The organism is Streptomyces sp. NPDC048462 (assembly GCF_043200175.1).
Classification (GTDB): domain Bacteria; phylum Actinomycetota; class Actinomycetes; order Streptomycetales; family Streptomycetaceae; genus Streptomyces.
This window is the reverse complement of record NZ_JBICXG010000005.1, coordinates 208,273-221,288: the sequence shown is the minus strand read 5'-3', so window position 1 is coordinate 221,288 and position 13,016 is coordinate 208,273. Positions and strand designations below refer to the sequence as shown.

The 13,016-nt window shown below is 70.2% G+C and carries 12 protein-coding genes; 5 read left to right on the top strand and 7 right to left on the bottom strand.

The window, feature by feature from the left end; genetic code table 11:
* Nucleotides 1–77: 77 nt before the first annotated feature.
* The 3 genes from ACGFU6_RS11930 to ACGFU6_RS11920 are packed head-to-tail and all read right to left on the bottom strand — an operon-like array spanning nucleotide 78 to nucleotide 3,271.
* On the bottom strand, nucleotides 78–956 hold the full coding sequence (locus ACGFU6_RS11930) for a sugar ABC transporter permease (RefSeq protein WP_393610042.1): 879 nt from the start codon (nucleotides 954–956) through the stop codon (nucleotides 78–80).
* Complete coding sequence (locus ACGFU6_RS11925) at nucleotides 953–1,972, bottom strand: carbohydrate ABC transporter permease (protein ID WP_393610040.1); 1,020 nt, start codon at nucleotides 1,970–1,972, stop codon at nucleotides 953–955. Before ACGFU6_RS11925 ends, ACGFU6_RS11930 begins: the two co-directional genes overlap by 4 nt.
* A 21-nt stretch (nucleotides 1,973–1,993) precedes the next feature.
* The gene (locus tag ACGFU6_RS11920; RefSeq protein ID WP_393610038.1) at nucleotides 1,994–3,271 is read right to left on the bottom strand and encodes an extracellular solute-binding protein; all 1,278 of its coding nucleotides are present in this window, start codon (nucleotides 3,269–3,271) and stop codon (nucleotides 1,994–1,996) included.
* A 403-nt stretch (nucleotides 3,272–3,674) separates the two neighbouring features.
* Between ACGFU6_RS11920 and ACGFU6_RS11915 the strand changes: the two genes are divergently transcribed.
* Nucleotides 3,675–4,724 (top strand): LacI family DNA-binding transcriptional regulator, encoded by a 1,050-nt coding sequence (locus tag ACGFU6_RS11915; RefSeq protein WP_393610037.1) that lies wholly within the window; start codon nucleotides 3,675–3,677, stop codon nucleotides 4,722–4,724.
* Between the two features lie 199 nt (nucleotides 4,725–4,923).
* Complete coding sequence (locus ACGFU6_RS11910) at nucleotides 4,924–5,820, top strand: phosphatase PAP2 family protein (RefSeq protein ID WP_393610314.1); 897 nt, start codon at nucleotides 4,924–4,926, stop codon at nucleotides 5,818–5,820.
* 105 nt (nucleotides 5,821–5,925) lie between these two features.
* On the opposite strand, the gene ACGFU6_RS11905 is transcribed toward ACGFU6_RS11910, so the two are convergent.
* Nucleotides 5,926–8,922 carry a bifunctional [glutamine synthetase] adenylyltransferase/[glutamine synthetase]-adenylyl-L-tyrosine phosphorylase gene (locus ACGFU6_RS11905; RefSeq protein WP_393610035.1) on the bottom strand — a complete coding sequence of 999 codons (2,997 nt, stop codon included), beginning with the start codon at nucleotides 8,920–8,922 and terminating at the stop codon, nucleotides 5,926–5,928.
* A 172-nt stretch (nucleotides 8,923–9,094) separates the two neighbouring features.
* Between ACGFU6_RS11905 and ACGFU6_RS11900 the strand changes: the two genes are divergently transcribed.
* Nucleotides 9,095–9,610 (top strand): pyridoxamine 5'-phosphate oxidase family protein, encoded by a 516-nt coding sequence (locus ACGFU6_RS11900; protein WP_393610034.1) that lies wholly within the window; start codon nucleotides 9,095–9,097, stop codon nucleotides 9,608–9,610.
* Between the two features lie 17 nt (nucleotides 9,611–9,627).
* Here ACGFU6_RS11900 and ACGFU6_RS11895 read toward each other — a convergent pair whose 3' ends face one another.
* The 3 genes from ACGFU6_RS11895 to ACGFU6_RS11885 all read right to left on the bottom strand — a co-directional run bounded on the left by ACGFU6_RS11895 (nucleotide 9,628) and on the right by ACGFU6_RS11885 (nucleotide 11,308).
* Nucleotides 9,628–10,425, bottom strand: coding sequence for a putative protein N(5)-glutamine methyltransferase (locus ACGFU6_RS11895; RefSeq protein WP_393610033.1), 798 nt, complete (start codon nucleotides 10,423–10,425; stop codon nucleotides 9,628–9,630).
* A 223-nt stretch (nucleotides 10,426–10,648) separates the two neighbouring features.
* A complete protein-coding gene (locus tag ACGFU6_RS11890) occupies nucleotides 10,649–10,876 on the bottom strand; it encodes a hypothetical protein (protein ID WP_123526410.1) in 228 nt (75 codons plus the stop codon).
* Between the two features lie 114 nt (nucleotides 10,877–10,990).
* Entirely contained in the window at nucleotides 10,991–11,308 is a 318-nt protein-coding gene (locus ACGFU6_RS11885) for a 4a-hydroxytetrahydrobiopterin dehydratase (protein ID WP_393610030.1), read from the bottom strand.
* Between the two features lie 178 nt (nucleotides 11,309–11,486).
* On the opposite strand from ACGFU6_RS11885, the gene ACGFU6_RS11880 reads away from it, so the two are divergent.
* Complete coding sequence (locus ACGFU6_RS11880) at nucleotides 11,487–12,413, top strand: LysR family transcriptional regulator (protein WP_393610028.1); 927 nt, start codon at nucleotides 11,487–11,489, stop codon at nucleotides 12,411–12,413.
* A gap of 51 nt (nucleotides 12,414–12,464) precedes the next feature.
* Nucleotides 12,465–13,007 (top strand): DapH/DapD/GlmU-related protein, encoded by a 543-nt coding sequence (locus ACGFU6_RS11875; RefSeq protein WP_393610026.1) that lies wholly within the window; start codon nucleotides 12,465–12,467, stop codon nucleotides 13,005–13,007.
* Nucleotides 13,008–13,016: the final 9 nt, after the last annotated feature.

Below are 13,016 nucleotides of genomic sequence, written 5' to 3'. Positions count from 1 at the left end.
ACCGTGACTTGGTGCGTGCGGGTCGTGCTGCTGCCGTTGGGGAAGGGTGCGGCCGAGATCGCCGGCGCCCTCCCCGCTCAGCCCTTGACGGCTCCGGCGGACATGCCGGTGACCAGGTGCTTCTGCGCGAACAGGAAGACCAGGGCCGCGGGTATCGCGATCAGCACGGACGCGGCCGTCATCGGACCCCACTGGGCCCCGTACTGGTTGACGAACAGTTGGAGGCCGCCCGCGAGGGTGAGGTTGTCCTCGCCGACCATGAAGGCGGAGGCGTAGGCCACCTCGCCCCAGGCGGTGATGAACGAGTAGAACGCGGTGACGGCGAGGCCGGGCTTGGCCAGCGGCAGGATGAGCCGCCAGAACGTGCCGAACGGGGTGAGGCCGTCGACCTGCCCCGACTCGTCGATCTCGCGCGGGATGGTGTCGAAGAAGCCCTTCATCATCCAGGCGCAGAAGGGCACCGAGATGGTGAGGTAGGTGATGACGAGACCGGCGGGCTTATTGAGCAGTCCCATGCCCGCCATGATGTTGTAGATCGGCACGATGAGGACCGCGACCGGGAACATCTGGGTGACGAGCAGCGTCCACATCAGTCCGCGCTTGCCGGGGAAGCGGAAGCGGCTGACGGCGTAGCCGGTCGAGGCGGAGACGATGACGCCGAGGAGTGTGGTGAACCCGGCGACGAGCACCGAGTTGCCGAACCAGGTGAGGAACTTCGTGTTCTGGATCAGGTTCGAGTAGTTCTCGAAGGTCGTCGCCTTGAAGAAGTCCGTCGTCGTCGCGAACTGGGCGGGCTTCAGCGAGGTGAGCAGCACCCACAGCACGGGGAACACGGCGATCACCGAGGCGACGACGAGCGTCAGGTGCAGGGCGGTGGAGGCCAGCGGTGAACGCTCGCCACGCAGCCGGACCTTGGACGCGGAGTGCCGCGCGGCGGGCGTGGGGATGGTGGTCACCAGTCGTCTCCCTGGGTGCGCAGGACTCGCCGGTAGATGGCGGCGAAGATCAGCAGGAGTACCAGGATCAGCACACCCCATGTGGAGGACTGCGCGAAGTCGCGCGGGCTGATCTCAAAGGAGAACTTGTACGCCTGAGTCACCAGGATCTGGGTGGCGTCGCCGGGTCCGCCCCGGGTCAGCAGGTAGATGACCGGGAACATGTTGAAGGTCCAGATCGTGGAGAGCAGGATCACCGTCGTGGAGACGGGACGCAGTCCGGGCAGCGTGATGTGCCGGAAGCACTGCCAGGCGGTGGCGCCGTCCATCTCGGCGGCCTCGTAGTGCTCGCTGGGGATGGACTGCAGGCCGCCGAGCAGGGCGACCATCATGAACGGCACACCGAGCCAGACGTTGACGGCGATGACGGCGAACTTCGCCCAGGTCGGGTCGTTCAGCCACGGTATGCCGTCGAAGCCGGCCCCGGAGAGGATCTTGTTGAGCAGCCCGCGGTCCTCGTTGTAGAGGAAGCGCCAGGCGAAGACGGAGACGAAGCCGGGGATGGCCCAGGGCAGGATGAGCGCCATCCGGTAGGCGGAGCGTCCCGCGATCCGCCGGTTGAGGATGTTGGCGAGCGCCATCCCCAGGGAGAAGGTGATGGCCACGCAGGAGACCGTCCACACCAGGGTCCAGCCGAGCGTGCCGAGGAACTGTTCGCCGGTGAGCGCCTCGGTGTAGTTGTCCAGGCCCACGAACTTGTACGTGGCGGGCAGGTGGTTGACACCGATGGACCGTTCGACGTTGCGTTCGTTGGCGTCGGTCAGCGACAGGTAGATGCCGCGGACCAGCGGATACCCGATGATCACGCCGATCACGGCGACGACCGGGGCGACCATGGTCCAGGCGTACCAGTGGGTCGACAGGGCCCGCCGGAGCCGGCCCGGGGGCGGTGGGTTGCCAGTACCGCGGCTCCGGCCGCGGGCGACGGTGTCGTCGCCCGCGGCCTTCGCCACCGACTGGCTGGTGTGGACAGCCATCAGCCGGCCTGCCTTCCTGGGTTACTTCCAGCCCTTGAGGAGCTTGCGGTAGGAGTCGCCGGTCGTCTTGACGGCCTTCTCCGGGGAGGTCTGTCCGGTGAGGACCTTCGTGTACTCGGTGACGAGCGGCGCGAAGAGGCTGCCGGTCTCCGGGATCCAGGGGCGCTCGACGGCGCTCTCGACGACGGGCTTGAAGAAGCCGACGATCTCGTTGTCGACGACGCTCTCCTGCGCGTAGGCCGAGGTGCGGGTCGGCAGCAGGTTGAGCTCCTTGGTGACCTGGGCCTGGGTCTTGACGGAGGTCATGTAGTCGACGAAGGCGTAGGAGGCGTCGAGGTTCTTGGAACCGGCGTAGACGGCGAGGTTGTGGCCGCCCTGCGGGGCGCCCTGTGCGGCGGAGCCGGCCGGGACCGGGGCGACGCCGAGGTTGGCCTTGTCCTTGAACTCCTTGCCGGTGTAGGTGTCGGCGACGGCCCACGGGCCGTTGATCATCATCGCGACCTTGCCGTCCTTGAAGGACGACTGCATGTTCTCCCAGCCGTCCGTCGCGTCGGTCTTGGCGGCGCCGGAGTCGACGAGGTCCTTGACGACCTTCATCGCCTTGACGCCGGCCGGGTTGTCGATGGTGACGGACTTGTTGGAGGCGTCGACCATGTCGCCGCCCTCGCCGTACAGGAAGGAGAGGAACCAGTACGCGTCGTCGCCGCGCAGGTAGAGACCGGTCTTGCCGGTCTTGTCCTTGATCTTCTTGGATACGGTCTTCAGCTCGTCGACGGTCTTGGGGACCTCGACGCCGGCGTCCTTGAAGATCTTCTTGTTGTAGAAGATGCCCATGGAGTCGATGACCTGCGGCACCGCGTACGTCTTGTCCTTGTACTCGGTGGACGCGGCGGCCTGCTTCAGGAAGTCGTCCGCCTTCTGGAGGGCGGGGGTGCCGTCCAGCGGGGCGAGGTAGCCGAGGTCGGCGAACTCGGGCGTCCAGGCGACCTCGGAGCGGATCACGTCGGGGGCACCGGAGCCGGACTGCGCGGCGTTCTTGAACTTGTTCTGCGCGTCGCCGAAGGGCACGTTGACGTACTTGACGTCGACCTTCGGGTGCTCCTTCTCGAAGCCCTCGGCGATCTTCTTGAAGACCTTGTCCTCGCTGCCCGCGGTGGAGGTGTCCCACCACGTCACGGTGCCCGAGAGCTCGCCCGAGCTCTTGGAGGTGCCGTTGGAATCGTCGTCATCGCTGCCGCAGGCGGTCGCCGCGAGCGCCAGGGCCGCGACCAGGGCGGTGGCCGTTATGCCACGTCGCATCTGAACTCCTTCAACTGCCGTACCGCTCCGTCGCGGCGCCGGGTCGACGTGAACGTAACAAGGATGAAAGAAGGCCGAAAGAGTTTGCGGAAGATTTCTGCAAGCTCCGGTGATCGTTACATTCGCGTGTCCTCAAGGTTGCCGTCAAGCCCCTTGACGCGGGCCCCTGAACCCTGACAGGGGCGGGCCACCGCCCATGATTGCGCAGTGCGACGATCAGATCGCAGCCGACGGACCGGCTTCGCAAGACCTTGCAAGATATTGCCGAAGTCCCTCGGAAGACCTTCGGAAGACCTCCACGGACGGAGCAACGGGAAGCGCCCCGGGCCTGCCCCGCAGCCGCCGGGGTCCGATTCCTGCGCATGGTGGGCAATCCGACCCGCTCCCGGTACAGTCCAGTCCCATGACCGCACGGCTTGCCGATATCGCAACTCAGGCGGGGGTCAGCGAAGCGACGGTCAGCCGTGTACTGAACGGCAAGCCCGGGGTTGCCGCTGCCACCCGCGAATCCGTCCTCGCCGCGCTCGACGTCCTGGGCTACGAACGGCCCGTACGGCTGCGCCGGCGCAGCGCTGGTCTGGTCGGCCTGATCACGCCCGAGCTGGAGAACCCCATCTTCCCGGCGCTCGCCCAGGTCATCGGGCAGGCGCTGACCCGCCAGGGCTACACCCCGGTACTGGCGACCCAGACGCCCGGTGGCTCCACCGAGGACGAGCTGACCGAGATGCTGGTGGACCGCGGCGTCTCGGGGATCATCTTCGTCTCCGGACTGCACGCCGACACCTCGGCCGATATGCAGCGCTACGAGCAACTGCGCGCCCAGGGAGTCCCCTTCGTACTGGTTAACGGTTTCTCGCCCAAGGTGCAGGCGCCGTTCATCTCGCCGGACGACCGGGCCGCGATGCGGCTGGCGGTGACGCATCTGGTGTCGCTGGGCCATACCCGGATCGGACTGGCCGTCGGGCCCAAACGGTTCGTCCCCGTGGTCCGCAAGATCGAGGGCTTCCACGCCACGATGCGGGAGCAGTTGAACCTCACCCCGGACGAGGTGGAGGGGCTGATCCAGCACTCCCTGTACACACTGGAGGGCGGCCAGGCCGCTGCCTCGGCACTGATGGAGCGGGGTTGCACGGCGGTGGTGTGCGCGAGCGACATGATGGCGCTGGGCGCCATCCGTGCTGCTCGCAGGCTCTCCAGGGACGTACCGCGCGATCTTTCGGTGGTCGGTTACGACGACTCGCCGCTCATAGCGTTCACCGATCCGCCGCTGACCACGATCCGGCAGCCGGTGACGGCGATGGGCCAGGCAGCGGTGCGCACGCTCCTGGAGGAGATCGGCGGCACTCCCGCCCCGCACAGCGAGTTCGTCTTCATGCCCGAGCTGGTCGTGCGCGGTTCGACCGCTGCGGGCCCCGGTCCGGATGCGGCACCGGCCGCCCCGACCGTCCAATAATCCCACGCACACCCGTAGTCCGCAGGACGTGCGAGCCGCGTAGCCCCACAGGCCCTTCGCGCCCTCCGCAGGACGTGCACGCCGCTTCCGACCGGAGGATCATCAGGCGGAGGGGGCAAATCTGGCAGACTCTGTGCCTATGGGTGAATTGAGCGTGAAACCACAGGAAGGCCGCACGGAGGCCACCCCGTCACCCATCGTGAACGAGGCGGCTCCCGAGGCGAACACGAAGCAGGCCGGCAAAGCGAACCGGCTGCGCAGACTGCGCGACCGCAGCCTGGCAGGGCTGCGGGCCCCGCGGTCCCCCAGACGGCCACGTCTCTGGTTCGAAATCCTGCTGATCGCGGTCAGTTACTGGCTGTACTCGCTGGTACGCAACGCCGTCCCCGAGCAGAAGGCGGCGGCCCTGGCCAACGCCGACTGGATCTGGTCGGTCGAGCGGTTCATGGGCATCGCCGTCGAACAGTCGGTCAACCACGCGGTCAACTCCGTGACATGGCTGATCGTGTCGATGAACTACTACTACGCGACACTGCACTTCGTCGTCACCATCGGTGTGCTCGTCTGGCTGTTCCGCCGCCACCCAGGACGCTACGCGGCGGCCCGCCTGGCCCTGTTCGCGACCACGGCGGCCGCGCTGGCCGGCTACTACCTCTTCCCGCTGGCGCCACCCCGTCTGATGAACGGCAGCAAGTTCATCGACACGGTCATGGTCCACCAGACCTGGGGTTCGATGGCCTCGGGCAACTTCAAGGAAATGTCGAACCAGTACGCGGCGATGCCGTCGATGCACATCGGCTGGTCACTGTGGTGCGGCCTGACCGTCTTCGCCCTGGCCTCCGCGCCCTGGGCGAAGATCCTGGGCCTGCTCTACCCGACGGTCACGCTGATCGTGATCGTGTCGACCGCGAACCACTTCTGGCTGGACGCGGTGGGCGGCATGGCCTGCCTGGCCTTCGGCTACGCGGTGTCGTACGCCTGGTACGGAGCGCTTCCGCACCATCTGCCGAGGCAGATCCCCCGGAAGACGGCCCGGCGCCCTCGCCTGTCCGCGCTCTCGGTGCACCGAGCGAAGGCCGCGGTGGGCCGGAACTGACGGGGCCGGGGCGTTATCAAGCCCCTCCGGCGATCGAGGAGCGAGGTCCGGGGCAGAGCCACAAAACCCGGGCGCGACGTCATCCGGCACCGCACCGGCCACTCTTCACACCGCCGCCCCGTAGAACAGCTCGTCCACCACCGCCCGCGCCCGCCGGGTGATCCGCCGGTAGTCGTCCAGCATGTCGCCGACGTGTCCGGGCTCGTACCCCAGGTACCGCCCCACCGCCGTCAGCTCCCGGGGCCCGGACGGGAAGGTGTCGGCCGGCCTCCCCCGCACCAGCATCACCGCGTTGCGGACCCGGGTGGCCAGCACCCACGCCTCGTCCAGCGTCTGCGCGTCCTCGGCGGAGATCAGCTCCGCCGCACAGGCCGCCGCCAGCGCCTCGCGGGTCCGGGTGGTCCGCAGCCCCGGCACCTCCCAGCCGTGCTGCATCTGCATCAGCTGGACCGTCCACTCGACGTCGCTCAGCCCGCCCCGGCCCAGCTTGGTGTGGAGCGTCGGGTCCGCCCCGCGCGGCAGCCGCTCGGACTCCATCCGGGCCTTCAGCCGCCGGATCTCGCGGACGGCGTCCTCCCCCAGCCCCTCCGCCGGGTAGCGCAGCGGATCGATCAGCTCGATGAAGTCGCTGCCCAGGTCCGCGTCGCCGGCCATCGGCTGGGCGCGCAGCAGTGCCTGGCTCTCCCAGACCAGCGACCAGCGCCGGTAGTACGCCTCGTACGACTTCAGGGTGCGGACCATGGGCCCGCTCTTGCCCTCGGGGCGCAGATCGGCGTCGATGATCAGCGGCGGGTCCGCGGTCGGCAGCTGGAGCAGCCTGCGCATCTCGGCCACCACCCGGTTCGCGGCACGGGCCGCCTCCTGCTCGTCGACGCCCTCACGCGGCGCGTGGACGAACAGGACGTCCGCGTCGGAGCCGTAGGCGAGCTCCTGTCCGCCGAAGCGGCCCATGCCGATGACCGCGAACCGGGTGGGGAGCGTGTCGCCCCACTCGGCGCGGACGGCGGCGCGCAACGCTCCGGCGATGGTGACGGCGTTGAGGTCGGTGACCGCGGTGCCGACGCGGTCGACGAGCGCGCCCGGGTCCTCTTCCGCGGGGCTTTCCTCGGTGCCGTAGGAGCCGATGAGGTCTGCGGACGTGGTCCGGAACAGCTCGCGCCGCCGCACCCCGCGCACCACCGCCACCGCCGATTCGGCGCCCTCCGAGCGCCCGACCGCGGCCAGCACCTCCTGCTCCAGGGCGTCCCTGCTGCGCGGCTTGAGCCCCTGCGGGTCGCCGAGGATCGCCACCGCCTCGGGGGCGCGCAGCAGCAGGTCGGGGGCGAGCCGGCCGGCCGACAGCACCCGGGCGAGGTTCTCCGCCGCCGCGCCTTCGTCACGCAGGAGGCGCAGGTACCACGGGGTCTTGCCCAGCGCGTCGGACACCTTACGGAATCCGAGCAGTCCGGCGTCCGGGTCGGCGGAGTCCGCGAACCAGCCGAGCAGCACCGGCAGCAGGGTGCGCTGGATGGCGGCCTTGCGCGAGACACCGGACGACAGCGCCTCCAGGTGTCGCAGCGCGGCCGCCGGGTCCTCGTAGCCGAGGGCTTCGAGCCGGTGCGCGGCGGCCTTCGTGCTGAGCCGGGACTCGCCGGGGGCGAGCTGGGCGACGGCGTCGAGCAGCGGCCGGTAGAACAGCTTCTCGTGCAGCCGGCGCACCACGGAAGCGTGCCGCTTCCAGGCCTGGTTGAGCTCGGTGACGGGGTCGGTGCGCATGCCGAGGGAGCGGGCGAGGCGTCGCAGGTCCGGTTCGTCCTCCGGGACGAGGTGGGTGCGGCGCAGCCGGTAGAGCTGGATGCGGTGCTCCATCGTGCGCAGGAAGCGGTAGGCGTCGTCCAGCTGTGCGGCGTCCACCCGGCCGACGTAGCCGCCCCGGGCGAGCGCGCCCAGGGCCTCCAGGGTGGAGCCGCTGCGCTGGGCGGGGTCGTTGCGGCCGTGCACGAGCTGGAGCAGCTGTACGGCGAACTCGACGTCCCGCAGTCCGCCGGGCCCCAGCTTGATCTCGCGGTCGACCCGGTCGACGGGGATCGTGTCGATGACGCGGCGGCGCATCTTCTGCACGTCCGGGACGAAGTTCTCCCGGTCGGCGGCCTGCCAGACGAGCGGCGAGACGGCCTCGACGTACTCGGCGCCCAGCTCGGGGTCACCGGCCACCGGCCGGGCCTTGAGGAGCGCCTGGAACTCCCAGGTCTTGGCCCAGCGCTGGTAGTAGGCGAGGTGCGAGGACAGGGTGCGCACCAGGGGCCCGTTGCGGCCCTCCGGGCGGAGGTTGGCGTCGACGGGCCAGATGGTGCCCTCGACGGTCGTGTCGGAGCAGATCCGCATCATGTGTGCGGCCAGCCGGGTGGCGGCGGGGATCGCGGCGCTCTCCTCGGCGCCGTCGGCGGGTTCCGCCACGAAGATGACGTCGACGTCGGAGACGTAGTTCAGTTCGTGGCCGCCGCACTTGCCCATCGCGATGACGGCGAGGCGGCACTGCGCGGCGTCATCGGGCGCCGCCGTACGCGCGATGGCGAGCGCGGCCCGCAGGGTCGCCGTGGCCAGGTCGGCGAGCTCGGCGGCGGTCTGGGCGACATCCGTGGTGCCGCACACGTCCCGGGCCGCTATCGACAGCAGGCACCGGCGGTAGGCGACGCGCAGGGCGTCCTGGTCGTCGGCCCCGGCCAGCTCGTGCTCGAACTCGGCCACCCCGGGGTGCAGATCGGTGGCCTCGTACGTGACGAGTGCCTGCCAGTCGCGCGGGTGGCGGGCCAGGTGGTCACCGAGCGCCTCGGAGGCCCCGAGCACCCCGAGCAGCCGGTCCCGCAGCGGCTTGGCGGTGACGAGGGTGTCCAGCAGGATCTGCCGCTCGTCCTCCTCCTCCGCCTCCACGAGCCGTACGACGCCGCGCAGCGCGAGATCGGGGTCGGCGGTGGCGCCGAGCGCTTCGAGGAGGACGGGGTCGGAGCGTACGGAGGAGAGGTCCGGCAGGTCGAGCAGCCGTTCGGCGGCGGACGGGTCGGTGAATCCGTGCCGCAGCAATCGGGTGAACGTACTGCTCCTGCGCCCCGGCAACGTCGTCATTCCGCGCTCTCTCCTGCTCGCCGCCCGATCACGTTCCAGTATTACGAGCCTAGGGCCTGTCCGGCGGATCAGGGTCGGAAAGGCACTGGTCCCGCACCGATGAGTAAGGGGCCGTCGCACAGTCTGTACTTCACCGGCACGTCCCGTTCAGCACTCTCCTGGAGGCCCGATCATGTCCGCAGCCGAACCGCACGCCGAGCTGGACCCCCGCTACAGCAGCTCCGGCGCCGAGCCCGCCCGCTGGGCCGACGCGCGGGAGCTGCTGTCCGGCGCCGAGCTGTACTGGCTGACGACGGTCCGCCCCGACGGCCGCCCGCACGTCACCCCGCTGATCGGGGTCTGGTGGCAGGGGGCGCTGTACTTCTCCACCGGCGCCGAGGAACGCAAGGGCCGCAATCTGGCGGCCAATGCCGAAGTGGTCCTCACGACCGGCATGAACACCTGGACCGAGGGCTTCGACGTGGTGGTGGAGGGCCGGGCGGACCGGGTGACCGACGCGGCCCTGCTGACCAGCCTCGCCCAGGCCTGGGAGGCGAAGTACGGGGAGTTCTGGCACTTCGACGTGGCGGACGGCCTTTTCGTGGGCGCCCAGGGCAACCGGGCCGAGGTCTTCGCGGTCTCCCCGCGCACGGTCTTCGGCTTCGGCAAGGGCGAGCGGTTCAGCCAGACCCGGTGGCGTTTCGCCTGAGCCGTCGGGAGGCTCGGCTACCGGGGCCGGGCGGGCATGGTCCCGATCACGACGGTGGCGTACAGCTCGTCGCAGCTGACCACCCGAGGGATCAGCCCGCTGCCGCCGATGGTCTCCTCGGCGAGGGCGGCCTGCCGTTCGCTGGCCTCGACGAGCAGGCTGCCGCCGGGCGCCAGCCACCTCGGCGCCTCGGCGGCCACCCGCCGCATGACGTCGAGGCCGTCACCGCCGCCGTCGAGCGCCACCAGCGGCTCGTACACGCGCGCCTCCGCGGGGAGCAGGGCGACATCCCCGCTCGGTACGTACGGCACGTTGGCGAGCAGTACGTCGACGCGCCCGCGCAGCGAGCCGGGCAGCGGCGCGAAGAGGTCGCCCTCGTAGACCCGGCCCAGCTCGCCGACGTTGCGCCTGGCGCAGCGCACGGCGGCGGGTTCGACGTCACAGGCGTGGAGTTCGACGTCCTCCAGAGCCGCGGCGAGCGCGGCGCCGAGCGCGCCCGTGCCGCAGCAGAGGTCGACCACGACGGCGGGTCTCGCGGCGAGTTCCACGGCCTGCCGGATCAGGAACTCGGTGCGGCGACGGGGCACGAAGACCCCGGGGTCCACGGCGATCCGGAGCCCGCTGAACTCGGCCCAGCCCAGGACGTGTTCCAGGGGCAGACCGGCGGCGCGGCGCTCCACCATGGCGGCGAGCGCGGCAGGGTCCTCGGCGGTGGAGGCGAGGAGCTCCGCCTCGTCCTCGGCGAATACGCAGCCGGCGGTACGGAGTGTGGTGATGACGGCGGAGAGGTCGAGCGGAGACAGCGGGACCGGCATGGAGCGGAGCCTTTCGGGAAAACGCCGATGGGTGCTCCGCGGCCGGTTATGTCCGGTCGACCACGCGTTGACGAGGGGCGAGCACCCAGCCTGATACAGCGGTGATGGGTCCCACCTCCTCCGGTACGTCCCCGTGCGGGGATCCTTTGCTGCGTCCCCGTGCGGGGCACGTCACCCTACCCCAGCGCGGACCCGCTCATGCGGACCCTGCGGGCGGGCCGGATCAGCGCCGTCCGGGCCGCCAGTCGTTGCCGCCGTCGAAGAACCGGTTGTGCACGGCGACCGACGTGTTGGCCGCCCGGGTATGCCGCGCCTCGGCGCTGTGCAGCCGCTCGATCTCCTGGCCGTCGAAGTTGTCCGTGGGGCGGCGCCGCTCCTTCAGCATCAGCTTCACGATCAGGAAGACGATCACCGTGAACAGTGCACCGAACAGTACGAATATCTCAGCCATGGCTCCCCGTTCCCCCGCCCACTGCTGCCCTGGCAACCATTGTCAGTGATCGGACAGGTGCGGTCCAGCGGAACGGCGGGCTCCGCACGGAGGGGGTGGGCGGGCGTTCGGGTGTCAGTCGAGGGGCGTGGCCTGGTGGGCTGCCGCGACGGCGTCGATGCGGGCGGCGAGGTCGAAGTCCGCCTCGGTCAGTTTGTAGTCGGCGTCGTGCGTGGTGACCGCGATGCGCAGGTGGTCGATCCTCAGATCGATGTCGGCGTGGTGGCCGATGCGCCGTTCCCGGTCCGCGATGTGCACGATCATCGCGACGCCTGCGTGGTAGCGGATGTCGACGCGGCGGTGGATCTCGTCTCCGTCTCGCGTCCACTCCGGGAGCGCGGCCAGCCGCTCCGCGATCTCCCCGTCGGTCAGCGGCTGCGGTACGCCCGTCATGTCATCCCCTCCCGGTCACCGGTGCCGGCACAGGCCGAGCCGATCACCATCCATGCGGCTACGGGGCCCGGGGCCACCATCCGCGTCCACAAGGCGCCGTGCACCCGTGCGGGCCACGGTCGCACAACCACCCCTCCTCCAGCCACAACGAATGGTTGTACCTGCCTAGGATGACCAGGTGGACACCGAGGCATTGCGATCGTTCGTCCGGGCCGCCGAGCTCGGGCAGCTGCGGCATGCGGCCGACGAGCTGGGCGTGACGCAGCAGGCGGTCTCCAAGCGGATCGCCGCCCTGGAGCGGAAGCTGGAGGTCCGGCTGTTCACGCGGACCGCCCGGGGAGTGGAGCTGACCCTGGACGGCCGGGCCTTCCTCCCCCACGCACGGAGCATCGTCGCCGCCGTCGAGCGGGCCGTCGCCTCGGTCAGGCCGGGCTCACGGGCGCTCCGGGTGGACGTACTCGGCCTGCGGAGCGCGCAGGCCCTCGTGCTGCACAACTACTGGCGGTCGCGTCCCGGGTCCGGCCTCGACGTGGTGACCCTGCGGGTCAACGATCCGCGCGTGGCGGCCGCCGCCGTCGCGGCGGGCGATATCGACGCCTCGTTCCGCACCGTCACCGATCCGGACGCGCTGCCGTCCGGTGTGCGGATGCTGCACGCGTTCGACTCACCGCTGGAACTCCTGGTCGGCCCGGGGCATCCGCTCGCCTCCGCGCCCAGCCTGACACCGGCACAGTTGCGCAAGCACCGGATCTGGGTGCCGGGCATCGCGCCGCTGAGCGAGTGGTCGGACTTCTACGACCAGCTCGCCGCCGAATTCGACCTGCGTATCGACGCGGCCGGGCCGCACTTCGGCGACGAGGTGCTCCTCGACACCCTCGCGGAGTCCGGCCAGGTGGCCACCCTCGTCGGGGCGCGTGACCGGTACACCTGGCCGGCGGAGTACGGCCTGCGCCGCATCCCGGTCGTGAATCCGACCCTCGCGTACCCGCTGTCGCTCATCGTCCCCGCGGCAAACCCCCATCCAGGGCTGCGCGGGGTCATCGCCCACCTGGAAGGCCTGCCGACTGTCGCCGGACCGGTCTGGCGCCCGACCTGGGCAACGTGAACCGACCGTCGTCCCCGTCACCCGCACACCATCCCCGCGAAGGACCGTCGCTTGTCCAACGACCGCCTCATGCGCATCCACAGCCCCGAGTTCCGGGCCATGTCCGAACGAGTCCTGCGGGCCACCCGGCTCACCTCCCGGCTGAACGTCCTGCCCTTCGATGACGAGACCGGAAAGGCCGAGCTGTTCGCGGAGATCCTCGGCGGGCCGCTGCCGCCGAAGGTCACCGTCTACCCGCCCTTCTACACGGACCACGGGCTCCGACTGGACCTGGCCGAGCGGGTGTTCATCAACCAGAACTGCACGTTCCTGGACTACGCCGGCATCCGGCTCGGTGAGCGGGTGATGGTCGGCCCCAACGTCATGTTCATCACCGTCGGCCACCCGGTCGATCCCGAGGAGCGACGGGGCTGGCTGACCGGCGCGCCCATCGACGTCGCGGAGAACGTGTGGATCGGCGCCGGTGCCAAGATCCTGCCCGGCGTCAGCATCGGCCGCGACGCCGTGGTCGCCGCCGGCGCGGTCGTGGCCGACGACGTTCCGCCGGCCAGCCTGGTGACCGGCGGCAAGGCTGCGGTGCGAAGGCGGTGGTGACCGGGGCCG

Excerpts from the sequence above, each read along its gene's own strand:
- ACGFU6_RS11925 (WP_393610040.1), bottom strand. The coding sequence starts at position 1,972 with ATGGCTGTCCACACCAGCCAGTCGGTGGCGAAGGCCGCGGGCGACGAC.
- ACGFU6_RS11885 (WP_393610030.1), bottom strand. The coding sequence starts at position 11,308 with ATGACGGGCGTACCGCAGCCGCTGACCGACGGGGAGATCGCGGAGCGG.
- ACGFU6_RS11895 (WP_393610033.1), bottom strand. The coding sequence starts at position 10,425 with ATGCCGGTCCCGCTGTCTCCGCTCGACCTCTCCGCCGTCATCACCACA.
- ACGFU6_RS11890 (WP_123526410.1), bottom strand. The coding sequence starts at position 10,876 with ATGGCTGAGATATTCGTACTGTTCGGTGCACTGTTCACGGTGATCGTC.
- ACGFU6_RS11920 (WP_393610038.1), bottom strand. The coding sequence starts at position 3,271 with ATGCGACGTGGCATAACGGCCACCGCCCTGGTCGCGGCCCTGGCGCTC.
- ACGFU6_RS11905 (WP_393610035.1), bottom strand. The coding sequence starts at position 8,922 with ATGACGACGTTGCCGGGGCGCAGGAGCAGTACGTTCACCCGATTGCTG.
- ACGFU6_RS11915 (WP_393610037.1), top strand. The coding sequence starts at position 3,675 with ATGACCGCACGGCTTGCCGATATCGCAACTCAGGCGGGGGTCAGCGAA.
- ACGFU6_RS11900 (WP_393610034.1), top strand. The coding sequence starts at position 9,095 with ATGTCCGCAGCCGAACCGCACGCCGAGCTGGACCCCCGCTACAGCAGC.